General features: G+C 33.0%; 20 protein-coding genes. 3 read left to right on the top strand and 17 right to left on the bottom strand.

What is annotated here, in order from left to right:
* Window positions 1–290: 290 nt before the first annotated feature.
* From ACK2WI_RS06020 to ACK2WI_RS06010, 3 genes are read left to right on the top strand one after another with little or no spacing between them, the layout of a single operon-like run.
* Window positions 291–1136: an alpha/beta fold hydrolase gene (locus ACK2WI_RS06020; protein WP_197700929.1), complete on the top strand. Its 846-nt coding sequence runs from the start codon at window positions 291–293 to the stop codon at window positions 1134–1136.
* Window positions 1136–1606, top strand: a complete 471-nt coding sequence (locus ACK2WI_RS06015; RefSeq protein ID WP_409150069.1) for an RNA polymerase sigma factor — start codon at window positions 1136–1138, stop codon at window positions 1604–1606. Before ACK2WI_RS06020 ends, ACK2WI_RS06015 begins: the two co-directional genes overlap by 1 nt.
* On the top strand, window positions 1596–2189 hold the full coding sequence (locus tag ACK2WI_RS06010; protein ID WP_409150068.1) for a hypothetical protein: 594 nt from the start codon (window positions 1596–1598) through the stop codon (window positions 2187–2189). The genes ACK2WI_RS06015 and ACK2WI_RS06010 overlap by 11 nt, the downstream gene beginning before the upstream one ends.
* Window positions 2190–2244: 55 nt before the next feature.
* On the opposite strand, the gene ACK2WI_RS06005 is transcribed toward ACK2WI_RS06010, so the two are convergent.
* The 17 genes from ACK2WI_RS06005 to ACK2WI_RS05925 all read right to left on the bottom strand — a co-directional run bounded on the left by ACK2WI_RS06005 (window position 2245) and on the right by ACK2WI_RS05925 (window position 20411).
* Entirely contained in the window at window positions 2245–4635 is a 2391-nt protein-coding gene (locus ACK2WI_RS06005; RefSeq protein WP_236736465.1) for a polysaccharide biosynthesis tyrosine autokinase, read from the bottom strand.
* A gap of 22 nt (window positions 4636–4657) precedes the next feature.
* Entirely contained in the window at window positions 4658–5458 is an 801-nt protein-coding gene (locus ACK2WI_RS06000) for a polysaccharide biosynthesis/export family protein (RefSeq protein ID WP_093097004.1), read from the bottom strand.
* Window positions 5451–6365 (bottom strand): hypothetical protein, encoded by a 915-nt coding sequence (locus tag ACK2WI_RS05995; RefSeq protein WP_093097007.1) that lies wholly within the window; start codon window positions 6363–6365, stop codon window positions 5451–5453. Before ACK2WI_RS05995 ends, ACK2WI_RS06000 begins: the two co-directional genes overlap by 8 nt.
* Before the next feature lie 22 nt (window positions 6366–6387).
* A complete protein-coding gene (locus ACK2WI_RS05990; protein WP_409150067.1) occupies window positions 6388–8013 on the bottom strand; it encodes an ABC transporter ATP-binding protein in 1626 nt (541 codons plus the stop codon).
* 4 nt (window positions 8014–8017) lie between these two features.
* Window positions 8018–9115, bottom strand: a complete 1098-nt coding sequence (locus ACK2WI_RS05985; RefSeq protein ID WP_409150066.1) for a nucleotidyltransferase family protein — start codon at window positions 9113–9115, stop codon at window positions 8018–8020.
* Window positions 9116–9119: 4 nt separating this feature from the next.
* A complete protein-coding gene (locus ACK2WI_RS05980; RefSeq protein ID WP_093097015.1) occupies window positions 9120–9389 on the bottom strand; it encodes a PqqD family protein in 270 nt (89 codons plus the stop codon).
* A 3-nt stretch (window positions 9390–9392) separates the two neighbouring features.
* The gene (locus ACK2WI_RS05975) at window positions 9393–9842 is read right to left on the bottom strand and encodes a S24/S26 family peptidase (RefSeq protein WP_093097018.1); all 450 of its coding nucleotides are present in this window, start codon (window positions 9840–9842) and stop codon (window positions 9393–9395) included.
* A 138-nt stretch (window positions 9843–9980) separates the two neighbouring features.
* The gene (locus tag ACK2WI_RS05970) at window positions 9981–11096 is read right to left on the bottom strand and encodes a glycosyltransferase (protein ID WP_409150065.1); all 1116 of its coding nucleotides are present in this window, start codon (window positions 11094–11096) and stop codon (window positions 9981–9983) included.
* Window positions 11097–11116: 20 nt separating this feature from the next.
* On the bottom strand, window positions 11117–12220 hold the full coding sequence (locus ACK2WI_RS05965; RefSeq protein WP_409150064.1) for a glycosyltransferase family 4 protein: 1104 nt from the start codon (window positions 12218–12220) through the stop codon (window positions 11117–11119).
* Window positions 12220–13308, bottom strand: coding sequence for a glycosyltransferase family 4 protein (locus ACK2WI_RS05960; protein ID WP_409150063.1), 1089 nt, complete (start codon window positions 13306–13308; stop codon window positions 12220–12222). The genes ACK2WI_RS05965 and ACK2WI_RS05960 overlap by 1 nt, the downstream gene beginning before the upstream one ends.
* Window positions 13309–13318: 10 nt before the next feature.
* The gene (locus ACK2WI_RS05955; protein ID WP_409150062.1) at window positions 13319–14476 is read right to left on the bottom strand and encodes a hypothetical protein; all 1158 of its coding nucleotides are present in this window, start codon (window positions 14474–14476) and stop codon (window positions 13319–13321) included.
* A 144-nt stretch (window positions 14477–14620) separates the two neighbouring features.
* Entirely contained in the window at window positions 14621–15607 is a 987-nt protein-coding gene (locus ACK2WI_RS05950) for a glycosyltransferase family 2 protein (protein ID WP_409150061.1), read from the bottom strand.
* Between the two features lie 70 nt (window positions 15608–15677).
* On the bottom strand, window positions 15678–16547 hold the full coding sequence (locus ACK2WI_RS05945; protein ID WP_409150060.1) for a beta-1,6-N-acetylglucosaminyltransferase: 870 nt from the start codon (window positions 16545–16547) through the stop codon (window positions 15678–15680).
* Between the two features lie 42 nt (window positions 16548–16589).
* Complete coding sequence (locus ACK2WI_RS05940) at window positions 16590–17585, bottom strand: glycosyltransferase family 2 protein (RefSeq protein ID WP_409150059.1); 996 nt, start codon at window positions 17583–17585, stop codon at window positions 16590–16592.
* Between the two features lie 45 nt (window positions 17586–17630).
* Window positions 17631–18497, bottom strand: a complete 867-nt coding sequence (locus tag ACK2WI_RS05935; RefSeq protein ID WP_409150058.1) for a beta-1,6-N-acetylglucosaminyltransferase — start codon at window positions 18495–18497, stop codon at window positions 17631–17633.
* A 6-nt stretch (window positions 18498–18503) separates the two neighbouring features.
* On the bottom strand, window positions 18504–19424 hold the full coding sequence (locus ACK2WI_RS05930) for a glycosyltransferase family 8 protein (RefSeq protein WP_409150057.1): 921 nt from the start codon (window positions 19422–19424) through the stop codon (window positions 18504–18506).
* 33 nt (window positions 19425–19457) lie between these two features.
* Window positions 19458–20411: a glycosyltransferase family 32 protein gene (locus ACK2WI_RS05925; protein ID WP_409150056.1), complete on the bottom strand. Its 954-nt coding sequence runs from the start codon at window positions 20409–20411 to the stop codon at window positions 19458–19460.
* Window positions 20412–20417 lie beyond the last annotated feature (6 nt).

Genomic DNA, 20417 nt, shown 5'->3' with positions numbered 1-20417 from the left:
CAGTGTTAGTTTTGAATTAGGTTACCGAATACAGGTCCAGGCTTTTGGCCCACATTCATAATAAATTTAAAAAATTAAGCTAAGATGTTCAAAGTAATTTGGAACCAAAAAACGAATAATATTTGATCAAATAAACTTCAGAACAGGAAATAAATGGCTTAAAAAAATATTTTAGCTTACTGTATTTCAATTCCTTACAGAAATATATTTCGGAAGTAATCATTATTTTCAGAAATAAGTGTAACATTCTTTTTGAAATCATATCTAAAGGAAAACAAGAAGAATTACTTATGAACTTGAAAAACATTTTAATAGCCGTTATTGCCTTTGTAGCATTGGTTTCAACAGCAGATGGACAAACAAAAGAAAATAGTTTCCGAGTAGAAAAAATAGGGAATGGAAAGCAAAATATCTTATTCATACCTGGTTTTGCATCTTCAGGAGATGTCTGGAAAGAAACTATTGAAGGCTTAGGTGATGATTACACCTATTATGTACTGACTATGCCTGGCTTCGCCTCAGTTCCTGCTCAAACTGACCCTACATTTAAAGGATGGAGGGATGAAATCATCAATTTTATTAAAACAGATAATATAAATAACCCAATAATCATTGGACATAGTATGGGTGGCGGATTGGCCATGTCTATTGCTGCTGCGGAACCTAAATTAATAAGTAAAATAGTGGTTGTAGATGCAGTTCCATGTCTAGCAGCGTTAAGTGATCCAAATTTTAAATCAAATCCTAACTATGATTGTTCTCCAATGGTCAACCAAATTAAATCATTAAGTGACGAGCAGTTTAGAGCTATGCAGAAACAAGGAATGGCAGGTATGGTACAGGATACAAGTAAACAGAATTTAATTGTAGATTGGTCTATGAAATCAGATAGGGCAACTTTTGGGAAGATGTTTTGTGATTTCAGTAATACTGACTTAAGAGATGAGATAAAAACCATAGAATGTCCTGCATTAATTTTACTTGAAAGTTCCTTTATCCGTATTAAGCCTGCCATCGAGCAACAATATTCAAATTTGAAAACTGCTGATCTAAGCTATGCTGATCATAGTTTGCACTTTATTATGTATGATGCAAAGGATTGGTATATGCAACAAGTCCAAAACTTTCTTAAATAATGGATTTCAACAAATTATATGAAGAATATTGGAACAAGATCTATCGCTTGTGCATGGGTTATATAAATGACCATGATCAAGCCAAGGATTTGGCTCAAGAAACTTTCATAACAGTTTGGGAGAAGCTCTCTACATTTAGGAATGAGGCCAGCATAGGGACTTGGATATTTAGGATAGCCACGAATACTTGCTTAAGTCAAATCAAAAAAAATGAAAAACTTTCCAAAGCCGAGATACTGGTAGCTGATGAAGACAATGACAATCCTGAATTGGACCAGGAAATAAAACTATTATATCAATTTATTTCAGAACTCGCGGAATTAGATAGGATCATAATTTCATTAGAACTGGAAGGAATCAAACAACAGGAAATTTCAAAGATCGTTGGTTTATCAGATGCCAATATCAGGGTAAAAATCCATAGAATTAAAGAAAAGTTAAATACAAAATTTAAAAATAATGGCAAATAAAGAGTTTGATCTCTCACAGATATGGCAGAAACAGCCTATTATTTCTCCAGATTTGACTGATTTAAAAAACCGGATTTCTGGATATAAAAGAGAATCGATGAAGAAGAAATGGGTATCTAATATCACCCTAGGATTAACTGCTGTTTTTATACTGTCGATTTGGTTTCTCTATGAGGCAAAAACCATATATCCGAAAGTTGGGATGTCGTTTATTATACTTGCGATTTCACTGTCATTAATTAAGTTTAATCTATTTTATAGCTCTTTTAAGGACTTGAATAAGGGTCAGGATAACCGAGCCTATTTAAACTCTTTGCTCAGTATCCAAGAGAAACAAAAGAGTATCCAAACGGGTTTTATGAATCTTTATTTTGTGTTGCTAACGATCGGTATGGTATTTTACCTCTATGAATTCAGTTTGAGAATGAGCAATACAATGGCGATTATAAGCTATGCTTTGACTTTAGGTTGGATTGCTTTTGTTTGGGTGTTTTTAAAACCTAGGATCGTAAAAAAGCAAAACAAGGAATTGGAAGGGTTTATTAACTCGATTCAGAAAATCATTGAGTCAGAAAAGGAATAGCGAAACAAAAAGCCCTGCAGAAATTCTCTGCAGGGCTTTTTTATTATGGTCTATTTTATTTCTTTCCGAAAAGTCTTGAAAAGAATCCTCTTTTTTGTTGTGCAGAATAGCCATAGCCATAGCCGTAGCCATAACCACCGTATCCATATCCGCCATAACCATAAGGGTTATTTCCGAATTTCACACCATTTAATAGGATTGCCATATTGGTCAATGCTGAAGAATCATAGATCTTCTGAACATCTGGCAATTGCCTTCTATCCATTTTGCCCGCACGCACCACAAATATAGTAACGTCGGTAATTCTATTAACGATATCAGCATCAGCAACGATTCCTAGAGGAACATTATCTACAATAATATAGTCATAACGTTCTTTAAGTTCAGCGATTAATTGATCAAGGCGTTCGCTCAATAAAAGCTCTACCGGGTTCGGTGCAATCACACCAATTGGAACGATATCTATTTCAGAATCCGTTCTATCTTTATAAATGATCTCATCGACCGTGACAGAGCTATCTGATAAGTAATGAGTCACACCAATTGGCATTGGGAATTTGGTGATATTACTTAAAGTACCCTTTCTAAGGTCTAAATCCACCAATACCACTTTCTTTTTCAAGAAGGTCATACTAACCCCTAAATTGATTACAGAGAAGGTCTTACCAGCACCAACATTGAATGAGGTAAAGGTCACAACCTTTTGCTTTTTATCACCAGAGGACATAAAGCTCAAGTTGGTTCTGAAAATCCTAAATGCTTCAGTAACCTCATCCACGCCTTGTTCTTTGATAACGATATCACTCTTAGCAGTTTTCATTTCTGTGGAGAAAGGAATTTCAGCCAAGAAAGGAACACTTACAGCATCTTCAATATCCTTACGGTTTCTAACCTTGGTGTTCAACAATAACATCAACAACAATATTGCTGCTGGAACTGCGATACCAATTGCAACACCGATAGCTACTTTTTTCAATTTGCTAGGATAAAAAGGAAGATTTGAACCCGATGCAGAGTCAATAACGCGGATATTATCATCAGTCATTGCTCTATTGATAGCATTTTCTTCACGTTTGTTCAACAAGAAAATATAAAGCTCTTCAATAACCTTTTGTTGACGTTCAGCAGATAACATAATCCTTTGTTTTGAAGGAAGGCTTTTTGCTTTACCAATAGCGGCATTCTCTTCATCCTTCATGTTGCTCATCCTGATCCTAAAACCGGAAATCACATTATCTATCGCTCTTGCAATATTCTGCCTAACTTGGCTTAAGGCGTTGTTTAAGTCTTGGACAATAGGGTTTTCTGAGCTGTTTCCGCTCATTAAGCGGTTTCTTCTCAACAATAAGGTGTTGTATTCAGAAATAATTCCTTCAATATTATTATCAACCAAGCCAGTATTACTTGGAATTAGATCATCGACACGGCTAGGGTCACTCAATCTTTGGCGCATAATTTCCACTAACTTCATTTGAGTTTCCAATTCCTTGCTGGAGCTTTGGTAGGTTCTTGATTCGGTCCAATATTGTTCCCCAGCGGATTTCACATCTAAACCTTGGTTCTGGGTTTTCATCCCTTCAAGACTGGATTCAACTGAACTAAGTTCCTTTTCAATAATCACGATCCTATCGTTGATAAAATCTGCAGTATTATTTGCTACAGTCTTTTTATCCTCAATGGTCATTTGATTATATACCTCAATCAATTTTGTGATCATATCTTCCGCTCTCAACGGGGATGCATCTTCCAAAGTCATCTGAAGAATTTCTACATCTTCCATTTGAAGGATCTTTAAATTACCCAAGAAATAACTAACCATAGACTCAATAGGGTTTTTGGTTATCGTAATTTGTTCAGATAAGTTAACGCGATATGATTTGTCGGAATTGGCTGAAATAATCAAATTTCCGACAGGGGTTTTGACTTCCGAGTTAAGTTTAACCGTAATTGTTTTATCTGGGTCTGAATTTGAAAATGAAGATAATTCAACCTGATTATTGCCTTTATATTTCAAGTTAAATGAAAATCCAGATTGCGGAGCTGCATTTCTAAAACGAACAATAAACGGTGATGTTTTATAAAGCTCTACTGACCTTAACCCTTCCTTTCTAGAATAACTGATATCAGCGTTCAAAAGACTAATGGTATTTCGCATTAATTCTTGAGATCTAAGCTGAAGGATTTCAGAATTAACATTTACCATGTTGTAAAAGTTATTTGGTCTGGTTATCCTAGAGGCACTCATGGAATTGGTGGCTGTTTTAATCATTACAGTTTGGTCCTTTTTATATAAAAATGGAGTTTTACTGTATTGGTAATAAAAATATCCACCAAAGATCAAGATCGATAATAAGAACCATTTCCAGTTCCCTAAAAGATATCGCAAGATATCTAATACATAAAGAGATTGATCTTGTTTACCTTTTCCTTGAAAAGATTTATTCATTGAATGATTAACCATTAATTTCTTAGTTTCTATTAAATAATGCTAAAAGGCTTACTCCTAATGTTAACAAACCGGTTGCAAAACCTACATATCTCCAAGTAAGGTCTTCTCGAGGAGAAGGAACAGCAGATTTAGGTTTGACATAAACGATATCATTCTGTTTCAAGTAAAAGGTTGGTGAATCAAATAGATTAACATCTTCAATATTACTTGTATACATTTTTCTATAACCGTTTTCTTCTCGGATTACAGTAATGGCATCAGTCAACGCATTTGTTGTTAGACCTCCACTACGGGTAATTGCTTCTAGAATAGAAATCTGACCATCTGGAACATTTAAAATACCAACCGAAGCAACTTCACCCATCATCATTACTTTGATGTTTAGAAGCTCAATTCTTACTAGAGGGGAATTGATCAAATTTTCATTGACTAATCTATCTAAAATGAATTTCTTTAGTTCTTCAACAGTTTTGCCTTCGGCTTGAATGATACCTAAGACAGGGAAGTCGATATTACCATTTTTATCCACTAAATATCCTTTTTCAGTTGGAGCTCCAGTTCCGGAAGTTGAAATTTCACCTTTATCACCTACATTATAAATGCCACCATCAGGGTTGAAAGGTGCTGCCAATTCAGGAGTCTTTGAACTGATAATAATGCTCAATCTATCATACTTCTGAATCTTTAAGGTTGGAATTTCCTGCATAGGATATTCAGAACCTGGAACCATATTTTCAAGGTAAGTTACCTTTTTAGAAACAACGCATGAGCTAAGTACAAACAAAGTCAATGCAAACAGGCTGATAATTAATCTATTCATTTTCAAGTTTATTTACTTTTTTAATTTCATTTAAGCATAGTTTGGCTGCATCCGGATTTGGGAGGCAATTTAATTGTCCAACATTAGTTCGCTGGATAATGTTTTCCAGTATGTTAACCATGGCAGAAAAAATATTGGAATTCCATCTGATTGCAGTAAAACTTGGCAATAGAGCCAACAAGGATTCTACACCTTTGCTTTTCCATACCATTTGGTTTTCTTTCGCTTGTGTTAATCTTACGATTGACATTAATTTCCGCTTTTTATTAATATAGCAAGCTGTTTTCCCACTCCATGGCGTTCCATAAATATAGACTTCGTCGCCCTCGATTCTTACAGCTGGGTTATCATCATTTAACAGTTGAAAACCTTCATTGGTGCTTATCCACAATCTACTATGGGTACTTTTCCCAGTTCCGCTTTTCCCTAAAAAGGATACAGCATACTCTCCATTTTCCACTACGGAAGAATGGATCAAAGCTGTATTATTTGAAAGAACTCTCTGGCCAAATGCAACCATTATCAGCCAGCTTAAAATATTGGAGTCATACAACTCCTGTTTTTTTATATGAATTTTGGAGAATCTAAATTCTTTATCGCTTACCATTCTCCAAATCTCAGTGTCTTTAGCATTCGCATTTTCCACAGAGGTGATATACTTTTGTTCTGTTTCTTCAAATTTGAATCTATCACCCCAAATGATTGAAACATCACTCAAAAGCTTGGCATTTGTCAGATCAATATCAGTCGGTTCCAAAACGATTTCAATATTCACTATGGCTTCTGCACCTTGTTCAACAGGAACCTCAAAATCAATAAATGAAGATAAACTACTTTGAATATCAATAGAATCATCATAAACGACCCTAATTAAATTCTCAGCAACTAAATAGTCCACTGTTTTCATTATTTCCTTCAAAAAAATATAATTACTGCATATAAACTGATTGACTACACTTTTCAGCCAATTTTAAGTCGTGTGTTACAAAAATGACAATTTTGTTTTTCGCTGCACTCATCAACCTCTCTATTAATAGTTCTGCTGTTTTATGATCTAAAGCCGACGTTACTTCATCAAATAACCAAATACTGTTTTCTTTCATTAATGCTCTTGCCAATGCAATGCGCTGTGCTTGTCCTTCAGAGAGACCATAACCTGACTCTCCTATTATTGTATCCAAACCGTCGGGTAGTTCATAGACAAATTCTGAACAACTGAGGTACAAGACTTCATATAGCTTTTCAGGGTTGACATTTTCAGTATCCGTCAGGATATTTTCCTTGATGGTACCAGAAAACAATTTATCTCCTTGAGGAACATAAGCTATATTCACTCGGTGATTATGGTTTATGGAGTAGGTTTTTAAACCAGTTTCCACATAGATTTCACCTTTATTGGGCTGGATAACAGCCAACAATAACCTGATTAAGGTGGTTTTCCCTTTACCGCTGGATCCAATAATTGCAGTTGGTTCTCCTTTTTTCACCTTCAAGTTAAAATCATCAATCACTAAATTGTCTTCATATTTAAAGCTTAAGTTTTTGATGATCAATTCATAAGGATCTTTAATAAATTCAGGTGAATATTCTTCTTCCACTTCTGTTTTATAAACCTCCTCAACCCTTTCTGCTGCTGTTCTAAATTTGATAAAAACAGGTATGAAACTCATAAGGAGTAATAATGGACCTTGAATCCTTCCGACTAATTGAAGAAATGCGGTCATCATCCCAAATGTGATTTCATCGGTTCTTAATTTATATACACCCCAAACAAAAGTTAAAAGGAATCCGATATTGATAAGTAACTTCAAAGAACTCTGTGAAATCGTTGAAAAATTCAACATTTTCAATTTTAAATCATATATGTTCGCTTGGCTCTCCTCGACTTTTTGCCATCTAAAATTTTGGAGTCCCAAGGCTCTTAAAACCATTCTAAATCTCAAGTTTTCTTGCACTACCTTACCCAAATTTGATTCTGCTTTTTTCAAGGACCTATTGATAAACCTCAGCTTCTTGAAATAAATTTTGGTAAATATGAACAACGGTGAAATTGCCAGTATCAATAATGCGAGCATAGGGTCCATAGACCATAACAGCGCAAAAGAGGCCAGTAATTTGATAACGGTGATCAGAAAAGAGATAAATGAGAAACCAATCATCTGAACGATTTCATTGGCATCATTATTTATCCTAATCTGCATATCCCCCGTATGCCAATTTTTAATTACTTTCCATTTTGACAACATCTGGATCTTGATCAATCTATTTTGAACTTCAATGAGCATTTTTGCTCTTGTTTTTTCATTGACCCAAGATCCCCAAGCTTTAACAATAAGTCCAAGAACGATAAAAAATACGGTTAAAATGAGCGCATTATCTACAGAGGCTTTATCCCCGCTGATTGCAAAATCAATCGCATGTTTCGACCAGATAACAAAGTATAAAGAACAAGCGATCCCGATTAACTCTAGGATGAAAAAAACTATCAGTTCATTTTTATGTCCCTTTGCTTGTTCCCAAGCCCACTTTAGCTGATATGTAATTCCTGCAAGCAATACTTTATATTTTGAACCTTGAGTAATATTGCATTATTGGAAACCAAATCGCTTCTGAAGGCGTTACCTTAACATACTTCAAAAAGCTTTTCCATATTCTACTCTTTTTATTCGCACGACCGCCATTCAAATTGACTTCTTTATCAGCGAAATTTGCATTATGAAAACCAAAATTTCCAGATACTAAAATATCCTCCATCATCCAATCTGCATTCAGATTTGTTGTCAGATTATAGGGAAGGTTAGATTCTTCTAATCCCAAATATTTCACCAACAAATGGTGTAACATATCTATCCAATTCTTTATCCCCAGTTTGGAATAAATTTCTTTTAGATTTTTACTCCTTAACTCCTCCTTATAATGAGCATAAATTCTAGCAGAATCACATAATTGTCGAATTCCTATACCGTAGGAAAGCAGATGTTTCAGAATATGAGAATTTGCTTGAATAATAGTTTCTAATGCTGACGGTAATTTAATTTTAGTGTTTTCAATATTTAATGTCGTAAAGTTATTGACCTCATCCAATCTGATTTTTTCCAATGTTTTTTGAACGAAGGGATTATGTATATCAAACATGTTTTGATGATGTTCGACTTCAAATCCTTCGAAATTATACTCGGAACTAAATCCAGGCATAGAATTGATCTCTAATCCTTTTTCGTTAATAATATTAAATGCTTTGGTATAAGATGTTTTGTCTTCAAAAAATAGATCTATATCACCGCATACCCTTCTAGAAGGATTGTCATAGCACATAGCGAGACCTTGGCCTTTTAGCAATATGCTGTTGACATGATGACCTAGGAAAACTGAATGTAACTTAATGATGATCTCATTCATTCTTTCATTCCTTTGCGCATGCTTTTCAACACGGACCGCCCAATTCAACAATAAGCTTTTACTTGGTTGATATTTAGACTCTAATTTTTGAATCCCGTCAAATACGATACATTCTACGGTTTGATTTATACTAATTTTATAAATTTCTTCCCATTCCCGGTTAGTTAAAGGAAATAACTCAGTATCTAAATTAGCATTTTTCCACAATCCAGATTTAAGTAATAAAAAAAATATATTAATAATCCTGTTTTTTAGCATTACTTTAATCTCTGATTAAACCTCCTTTTACAAAGGTTTGGATTAGCTTTTTAGCATCATTTAAAGCAATCTCCTCTTGAACATCATAATTTTCCAACAAAATCTGGGAAACGGTTTCTTCAGTAAATTCTTTACCTTGTAACTCTTCCCATAAAAATGCAGCAGTTTCATTAAGCGTAAATACTTTAGACATATCAATCATATCCTGTCCTGGATCGATGATGATAAAGTCATTACCTAATTTCCGTAACTGCAAATCATTTCTCAATTTCATTTTTCAACTATTAAATTTACTTAAGAGGTATCTCAATGGCCTTAAATAGTACCATAATATCCCTAACTTCTTATTATACCAAGAATTAACATGAAGTTCTTTTCGATCCCTATATCCGTTCATCACGATTGCTAAAACATCATTTTTTAGGATAATTTCCTTTTGATAGAGATTTCCATCGCCGGCTAAGATTAATGTATCATCTTTCATTCCAACGAGTCGATGTAAAACAATTTTACCTTCATGTTTGGCTAAAAGAATATCACCTATATTAACATTATTATCAATGGGTTGTTTGATTGCAACTTGATCTGCATGCCTCAAAAAAGGCAACATACTGTTTCCAGAAACATTAAATTTCACTGTTTTTCCAAGGTTTAGATCTTCTTGGATTAAATTGAAAAATAATTGATTTGGAACCTTATGGCTCTTTGCATTCATGTTTTCGTCCATTAATCAATATTTTTTTAGGTTAAATAATGATAATTTAGCAAGAAAGAATAAGAACAACGAAAGAATCGTAAGAAAATTTGTTGAACGTCAATAAAAAGCATCTTCTACGATTTTGCGCTAAATTAGGTATTGGCAATATTAGGCTAAAATCTTATTATATATTTGTAAACATTTATCTACCATTTTTTGTCGCGTAAAATGCTCAAAATAGCGTTTTTTCGCTCCTTCCGATAAATTTTTGTAGACATCTTCATTGGTCAAGATTGTGAGGAATGAATCGGCCAAAGAGCGCTCATCCTCTATTTCTACCGTCAATCCTGAAACCCCATTTTGGTTTACCCAACTAACTCCAGATTCAGGAATTCTCGTTGAAACAATTGGTTTTCCATAGCCCATTGCTTCGATTTGAACAATTGCAAAAGCTTCCGTTTTCAAGATTGAACTTAAACAGAACAGATCACAGGCCTGGTAATATCCCACCACCTCTTCATCAGTCATAAACCCTAATAATTTCACTTTTGATTCCAATCCATTTTCGACAATCAGGGCTTCCAAATCTTCTTTTAATGGCCCTTTTCCACCGATGACAATTTGGTAACTGTCATCCAAGTATTTAGCGGATTTAATTAGATATTCGTATCCTTTATACTCAACTAATCGACCTAATGAAAAAATTATCTTCTTATTTGGATATTCCCCTTTAATCTTTTCAACCAAAGGAGATAGCTCAGGATCTACATCGACTCCGATGGGAATAAAATCCACCTTCGATTGAACCTCTTTAAGAAATTTAGATTGCTCTACATAAATCGGGGTTGTTCCGACAACAACATCTGCCCTTTTAATTAACCAATCTTGAAGAGGTTTATATAAACGCAATAAGGTTTTCTGCTTTAAAATATCACTATGCCAATGAAGGACTACTTTCCCTTTATAATTTGACAGGTACAAAGCCAGAGCAGCCATTGGGTCGGGATGATGTACATGAATGACATCATAATTCCTGCCAATCTTCCGCAGTTTAGTGATCATCTTAGGGGCTAATTTGGTCGCTGCAGCATTGATTTGAGTGGCAACAACAAAAAGGGTAGCGAACTTATTTAAATGGATTGTGGCTTCTGAATGGTCTTCTGTAGAAGCACATAGCATATCGCAATGAACCCCTTGATTTGATAAACCAAGCATCAAATCGTATTCAACCTTTTCAACTCCTCCTCTGATTGGATAAAACTTCCCTAATTGTAGAACTTTCATATTGGTAAACTGTATGGCGTTTATTTTAGTAAAACATTAAATAATTCTTCCCAATTGTCTGCTTTCGGTTCATCAAGCGGAATAACAGGTTGTTGTTTTAGGGAGGAATAGTTTCCTTTGATCAATTTGGCCATCAAATCGGCTAATTCTCTTGGATTATCTGGATTGAAAAATGCGGTCAACTTACTTCCTTCTGCCGTTTCATGGGCATAAGGTAAATCAGCTAAAAGCATGGGCTTATCATATTTCTTAAATTCGGAAATTGGGAGACCCCAAGACTCAACTTTGGAAGAGTATATGAGGCAATTTGTCTTTCCATAAAGCTCTAACAATTGTGTCCTTGGGATAAAGCCCATGAATTCAATATTCTTAACACTCCCCCATTTTTTAAATAACCAATCAGCATATTTATTTTCATTACCTTTTACTGTAATAATAGCCTTGAAATTTTTTATTCCTTGATCCTCCGTCAGTATCCTTGAGGCTTCACAGATGACTTCAAAGTTCTTATGGCTATTTGGTGATCCTGCGAATAAAAAAGAATAATCAGCATCCGAACTTTGATCAGAGATTTCTATAGGGGTATCAGCAATCTTAGGCCTGGTAACTATAATTTTCTTAGGATCGATATTGAACATTTTGCTTAATCCCCTTCTGAACCAATCCTGTTGAACAACCAAATAATCATTTTTATGGATATTGGTCCTATAGATCAGTTTGGTAAAGATCGCGAACATTGCAATTTTTGGTGCAAAAACCAAATCGTGCATTTTCCATTTATAAAAGGAAAATGAGTTGTGACAATAGACCGCTCTTTTTTCCGCAATGACCGAGGGACTTGTATCATGTAAACCAAACCACAGCTCGACTGGTCCAATTTCTTTAGAAATCTTATTTAAAGAGACGTATTCATACCAAAGCCTATTTACCCATCTTTTCTTGGGCCATTGGGTCTCGATGTATTCAATGTTTGGGAAATCCGTTAATTCTCGCTTATACACAATAGCTACAACTCGGTATCCATGCTTTTCAGCATAGCCAGACAAGAATTTTAAGCAATCTTGGAGAATAGCCAAGGTGCCAGCTTCCACTAAATTTACGGCAGATATAACAATAGTTTTCATTAGCGATTATTCAAAGAATCGTTAAACAATTGAATCCATTTTTCCATCACCATAGCTTCAGAAAAATTGTTTGACATTTCAAAGGCTTGCTGCCCCATTGAATCTCTTAATTCAGGATCTCTGATAAGGGTCAAAATTTTATTTGCCATACCAACTTTATCTCCTTCCTCTAACAAATAACCGTTTTTACCTTCCTGAATAATATCTTTAGGTCCACATTTGCAGGTATAGGAAATCAGGGGTAATCCAGAAGCTTGACCTTCTAATAAGGCCATTGGCAATCCTTCATATCTGGAGGTCATAGCAATCATGGAACTGGACAAATATTGCTTGTCAATATCTCGAACAGGTTCTTTAAGGATTAATGTATCCTCTAGTCCTAGTTTATTAATTTGATTCTGTAAATTTTCTCGTTCAGGTCCTTTACCAAAAATATTTAGTTTCCAATCCGGTTCTTCTTGATGGACTAACTTCCAAACATCAATCAGATCTTCAAACCTTTTTTGATAATCATAACGGCCAACAGCAATGACATTTTTGGAATCTAATTGACTTCTTTGCGCTACTGGAAAGCTATTCGCATTTGGAATCACGACAATATTGGGAAGATCTCCCCAATATGATTTATCCTCTTGAGTTAAAACTACGAACTTATCAAACTTTTGAACTGTCCTAAGATCTTTATTACTTCTATATTTATCAATAAGTTTCCACAGCCCTTTCCGTCCATATTGCAACCTTTTAAATCTTGAAAAATGTATTTCTACAATTTTCTTACTGCCATCATTCATATCCGGCAAGAGGCCAACTTCATGGTCAAAAAGAGAAACACAGATATCAGGTTGGATTTCCGATAATTTTTCAGCTAGTAATTTTTTATGTAAAGCTTGTTTTCGGGGGTAGTCAAAAATCTTTTTTAAAAGACCGGAACTATTATTTTCAGTATAATTTATTCCTAAATCAATTTGTTTTATAGAAGCATGTAAATCAAAATATGGTTTTCGATTTTTCTGATCAGTGGTAATAATGCTGATATCATGGCCGAGTTTTGCAAGATAATTGGTTTTATTAGCCAATACTCGCTCCATACCTCCAGAGTTAAATGTACCTAGGATGCAATACGCTATCTTCATAAACTTCTTCTTTTTCAGCTATATCTTCTGTGACCTTTAATGAATCGATGCAATAAAAAACCGCGTATATAAAAAAGATGTCCGTGGCAACTTTAAACCAAATAATAAAGGTTAAAACCAACAAAATCAAAAAGAACATCCAATATTCAGGGTGTCTTTTCATAAACACCAATGCATTAACCACAAATAGGAGTGCAAAAACAGAAAAGCCAATTAACCCACTATAAAGGATAAAGCGGCAATAACCTATATCAGTACCATAAACAAAGTTGTCAAAAAGACCAGAACCTATTAACCAAGTCTTCTGATCCTCTGGCCATACCCACATTTCTCTATTTAATTTATCTGTAGAATCGGTTCTCCATTCCCCTTTTTCAACGTAATTAAAGAATCCTTCAAAGGCAAATCGCATTTGATCATAGAACTCAATGTTGGTATTATAAAGATAAATTGATATTCCAATTGCTACGGCCAGGAATAACCCAAACAATAGGCTTAATTTTCCAGAATACTGTTTGATTGCTTTTCTGAAAACAGATGAACCAAATAATAAATAACCTAAAGAAGCTCCTAAACCCAAAATAGTAGTTCTAGAGATGGCATTTCCAATAATTGCGATAAAGAAAAAGGAGATTAATAATAAACTAATAGACCATGCATTATTCCTAACTTTTTCATCATTATTTAGGACAGCAGTAATCATCAATAAAACTATTGTAAACCTTACTCCAGCAGGGTCTAAAGCAGCGCCAATCCCATAAAGCCTTTCTACTTCATCGAAGAATTCTTGGCCTTGAGATACATAGCTGTCAACAAATTGCTTAAAACTAGGAATATTATCAATCATTAATGCAGCAGCACATTGAAAAACACAAACTGCCGTTACATAATATGTAACCAACTTAAAGTCAACTTTTCCATGAACAATTTTGATCATTGAACAAATTGCATAGGCTCCAAAATACCAGACGGCAAAACTCAGAATGTAAGAAGCGTAAGCATAATCGGTCGTTTTATTAATGTCGGTAGAATAATAGCAGATAAATGAAAACAACAATGCTAAAATAACGGATAATAAAAATCCCTTTGAGATTTTTATTTCCCTTACAGTCAACCAATTCATACCAGCGAACATTACCCCAAGGACAGCAAGGACCATTTTGGTATTTAGACTGGGAAGGAAAGTAAAAGCTATCGGGAAGAGGAAAAAACTCACCGATACACCTAGAATTATATAAAGCAAAAATCGAATCATAAAGTACAATGATTATTTATACAATATCCCGTAAACAATTTTTAAAACTACTTTATTATAGATTTTAACAAGCCAAAATTGCTTTTTGACTGCCGCTAATTGCAAAAGTCTAGTACGCAAAGGAAGAGCTGTGTTTTCCATTACATATGGATTGGCCTCTGGAAACCAGTTTAACCACTTTTCATATTGAGAGACTTTTTCAGAAATTAATAATGGTAGTTTTATATTTAATTTTAAATAATACATTAAGTTACCTAACTTATCTGATATTACACTGCTTTTTAAATAGTTTTCAACTTCAGATACGTTTGCAGTTACTTGCTCAATATGGCTATCTGAATAGGTTTTAGTTAATGAAGCAGTGTTACTTTGACCGTAATGATAAAAATGCCGATCTAAATAGGCTACTTTTTCAGCATTAGAGAACAATTTGATTGCAACCATTAAATCCTCTCCCATGTTCTTGCCTTCCATAAACCTAATATTGTTTTCAACAAATAACTTTGTTCTGAATAAAAACAACCAAAGGTTCCACCTCATGGTTCCCCTCATCATCTTTTCAATAGCATCTAGTGGTGTTTCAAAATTTGGTTGCTTCATCTTTCTTTCATTTTTCTCAAATGTCAGGTACCAACTAAAACCCAGAATATCGAGATTATTTTTCTCTGATTGGTTTATTGACAACTCCAAAGCATCAGGATCTATTTCATCATCAGCATCTACAAAATAAATGTACTCACCTCTTACAATGTCCAAACCAGAATTTCTAGCAGCTGCAACTCCCCTATTAACTTCATGATTAATAATTTCAATTTCAAACTGAGATTGTGCTTTGAACTTTTCCAAAACTTCTAAGCTTTTGTCAGTACTACAATCATTGATGAAAATTATTTGTACTTCTTTGTAAGTCTGGGAGGATAAGGATTCCAAACATATATGCAAAGTTTTCTCTGCATTATATACTGGAACAATTATCGAAATTAGTGGTTTTCTTTCCATTATAAAGTTGCTACAAAACTAAGCTTTATTTATCTCTCATACCTGTAAATTTTTATCTACGAATAATAATTTACCTCTGTCTATTAGAAATAATTTCCATGAGTGATCTATTAAAATCTATTGCTTCATCAGAAAACTTTCTGCCAAATAAACAATGAGAATTCAACAATTCCTCCTGATGTGAACTATTGTAGAATTTGGTAGTTGCTCCTTCAAAAGTACATTTCAATAAATAATCATTGTAAAAAATCTCATTTTTAAGGTTAGAATTTTCTAATTCTGTTGGTATAAAAAACTCATCCGAGCAAAAAGAGTATTTAAAATTAATCAAGATTTCCTCCTTTCTCATATTTAAATATTTTGCTGATTCGGGATTTAAAGAAATCCATTGTGAGCCTTTTGAAAAATAAGGGTATTTTTTCTCTCTAAAGAGCTTAGTTCTCTTCTGAATAATTAAAGGTATTTTCCAAAAAAACTGGATAAGTTTTTTTATGTTGGGATTTTTATGCATAAATCCCCTAACAAAAAAATTATAACTTCTGAATTTGAGATTTATCTCATCCTCATTAGTTTCCATTTTTTGGATTTGCGTTTTTCCAAATTTTTCAAAAAAAGTATAAATGTATGACTTTGAATATAGGGGTAAATGATTACCTGAAATTATATGAAAATAAGAATAAGGGTTTTCTGAAATAGACTTTTCTATCGCCATTTCTAAAAGTGCCAATTCAACTTTTATCAAAGTTATATCTCCCCACCTTACGTCAAGCCTTTCATTTAAAATGAAGATTTTAGAAAATTTGGAATTCAATTTTGGAAGAACCTCAATTTTTTTATCAAAATGAATAAAAAAATCATTTTCAATACCATCCAACGTATCAATTAATAGCTGCAATGTTTGAAAATCTGCATGTGCAATTATTAAATATGCCTGTTTCATCAAAATTTTCCTGAGTTATTATTTTGGATTTATTGACAACCTTTATTTTATAGAGATACGATAAAGAAGACCTAAATTCTTCTTCCAAAACCAAAGAAAGTGCTTATAAGTTTTCCCTGGTAATTTCATGGTAAAATACATTAATTTAAAGTACCAAGGTACTTTTTCACTATTTAATGCCTGGCTTAAACATTCATCAAAATTTGTTTTAAAATAATTCTGATTTTCAGGAAAAAACACCAAAAGTTTATTGTGCATAAAATGTTTCAGGACAGCAAAATTATCGGCCAGCTTGTTCTCGTCATCAATTTCACTAATAAAAACTTTGAGAATTTTTAGATACGAATTAATACGCTTTAACTCATTCTTCGGAGAATTCATCACAGAGTTTAAATTGGTTTTATGCAGATAGGTCACCTCATGATTAAATACAATACTCTTGACACTTTTTCTTAACCGAAATAACCAAAGAACATCTTCATTTACAATACCTTCATGAAAATATAAGGATTCCTTTCGTAATAATTCTACTTTGATTAACTTATTCCAAGGAACAATAGGTAAACTTAAAAACAAATGATTTCGAATCCAACTTTTGTCAGTGGAGAAATCGGGAAAACCCTTGCCATTAAGAGAAATATCAGGCATTAAGACTTCATTTTCGCAGAGTACATTCCCCTGGACCAAATCGGCATTGGGGTGATTTTCTAAATCGGCAACCAACAAAGAAATGCAATTAGAAGTTATTTCATCATCGCTATCTAAAAAATATAAATAGTCTCCTGATGCAAGCGAAATTCCTTCATTCCTAGCTCCCGAGGCACCTTTATTCTCTTCAAGGATAATAAGTTTGAAATCTATCTCGCCTCGATATTCTGCTAATATATTTTTTATTAATTCAATTCCATAATTTTCTTTACTTCCATCATCAATAATTAAACATTCAATATTCACATAACTTTGATCCATAACAGATTTCAGGCAATCTATTATATAATCTTGCGCATTATACACAGGAATAATTATTGAAACTTTCATCGAAAATTTTTTAATTCTTTAAATACCGATTTTAATAATCTGGGATTATTTAAGAATATATTTAGTTAGTCTATTTATTATTCGCATATCATGCGAATTGAATTTTCTTGCAAAAAAAGATTTTGTATTCACTAAATAATCAAAATCTTTATATGTCCAGGCACGAATTTCATTTTCATGCCAACCAATCTCTCTCAAGCACCCTTGCCCTTCATCCACAATATTATAAATTTTCTCTTTAAAGTCAGAATTCCAACAAATGGTCTGCATAAATATTTCATCAGAGCAAAAGGTATTACGAAAAATTTTCTTTAACTCCTTTTTCTTATTTATTACAAAATCAGCTAATTCACTGGTTATACTAATCCATTGAGTTCCTTTTTTAAAATTAATTTCTTCATTTCTATTAATCTTAAAAATAACTTGAAATTCTATAAATATATATCGCAACAGTCGTTTTCCTAAAGAAATAAAATTGCCATTCCCCCTAAAATCTTTGGGAAATAGATGAAATTTATTAACTTTTCTATTTACCTCATTTTGATAGTTTGTAGAGTTAAACCCAATAAACTCCTTCCCCTCAGCATTTTCAAAAAAGTTATAAATTTCATCCATAGTTTTTATTGGAAAATCAACCCCAGATAAAAGATGTAAATATTTATATTTACTATTATTAAGGGCAGCTTCAAATAAGCTTATTTCAGCCTCTACGATGGAATAGTCTCCCCATCTTACATCAATCCTATTATTTAATATATAAAGACCTGAATGATTAGTTTTTAATACTGGGACTTCCTTATTTTTTTTATCAAAATGAATATAAATATCAAACCGTGGATCATCTAAAACCCCCACTAATCTTTCCAAGATTTCAAATTCGTTATGAGCTAAAATTAAAAAAGCTTGCTTCATTAAATACTAATATTTTAAACGTCTATATAAGTTTAAAGCAGAATTAAACAAACTATATACAATTTTATTCTTCAATAATTTATAATTATTATACAACTTGTGATTTACTGTCATTTCCTCCCTTATTGTTAGTGGTAGTTTTTCATATACATTCCACCAATCAACAAATTTTATTGTGAAGGTATTCCAAGGTTTTTCACCAGTATAATGAATATTCCCAATATGTTGTACCTTTTCCCAATCGCTTAATGAAAATCTTTTTAAAAAATCCGCTTTATATTGAACTAAAAAATATGTTCTAATGCTATTGCACCAAACTGGTAATCCAAGTGTTCTACCAGAACATATTTTATTTAAAGCATCCTGATCAGGAAACATATAGTTAGGATTGTTTGCTTCTTTTAGCAATTTTTTAGTTAGATCATCTTTCCTCATTAAACCAGTATTCATCAATAAAACACCAGAGTTAAAATATTGACCTGGCTTACATCCAATTGATTCCAAATAATCAAATTGTTCTGGAATCGCAGCTTCGTATACCGCACCTAAATAATTATTTTGCAGATCAATCTCATAGATCTGCCCAAGGTCATTTTTAATAATAATATCGCAATCTAAATAAATGACTTTATCATATTCCTCTATAATTTCCGGAATTAATAATCGGTAGGATGCTGCAATCGTATATCTTTCATCAATATAAATATCTTGTAACAATCCATTTAGATTTTTTAATGTCAATCTATGCTTATCACCAATCAACATTTTTAACTTCCCAACCAAATTTTCATCCAAATCTTCTTGAAGAAGACATATAAAATTAAATTGTTCTTTAGAATTTGAAACAATAGAATAAATACATGTGCAGGCTGGAACAAAATAATTTGAAGTAAAAGCCAGAACAATTGGAATATGTTTATTATTCATTTTAAGATTTTTCAATTAATTATTGTTTCATATTTACCCATTCTGTAATAAATTCCCGATCAAGCTATTTTTATTTATCAACCCTAGCATTCCATATTCTTTTATCATAGACCTGTCAGTGGAAGTTAACTTAATAAAGGGATAAAAATTTCCATCAATAGGTTTTCTACAGAAAGTATAATTAATCAGGTATTTATCCCAGTTCAAACTTTCTTGAATTAAAAAACAACAATCTTCACATTTCTTCAGATATAAATTTAATCCAGATGATTCTCGCATTGCTATTTGACAAGCTAAATAGACTAAAAGATATGAAGGATCAGTAATTTTTTGACGGATTAGTTCATAATCATCTCTTTCTTGTATTCTATCAAAATATGCTTTATTTCCAATATTGCCAAGAGGTCTTAAAATATCTAGCCACAATTTAATAAAAGAATTTTTAGGATAAGTAGCTAAAAACCAAGATTCAATTACTGGATAATTCTTATCAGTGGTAGATACTTCCCTATAGTATCCTATCAAATCATAATGATTATCATTTGATAAGTTAATTACCCAATCAAAATTCTCATTAATTATTGCAGTGCTATCCACCCAAATCCCTCCAAACTCATAGAGTAATTCTAACCTAATAAGATCTGATTTATTTGCTAAAGGAATGTTTGATTCGCAGACAAAAGACGGCAAGTAATCGGATAGGTTATCTTTATTTAATAATACAACCTTAAAACCCAAATTGATTCTTGTAATTCTTTCGACCGACTTTTGAACCAATTCGGGTAAATTTCCATCTTCCCAGTACATCCAAATAATTTTAGGAATTGGAATAGCAGAAACTTTGCTACCTGTATTAATAACCAATAAGTCCTCTTGTTTTGGAGTAGGAATTTCCGAATGATGAAGTTGACCTAAAATCATAGATTTAACAACTTTTATTAAAGGGATGATTTTCCTTCTAAAATATGGCAAATTTTGGTCCTTCATGAGAAT

The organism is Sphingobacterium sp. BS-2 (genome assembly GCF_046161205.1).
Taxonomy (GTDB): Bacteria; Bacteroidota; Bacteroidia; order Sphingobacteriales; family Sphingobacteriaceae; genus Sphingobacterium; species Sphingobacterium mizutaii.
Note: the sequence above shows the minus strand (reverse complement) of the source record. Positions and strands in the feature narration are given on the sequence as shown.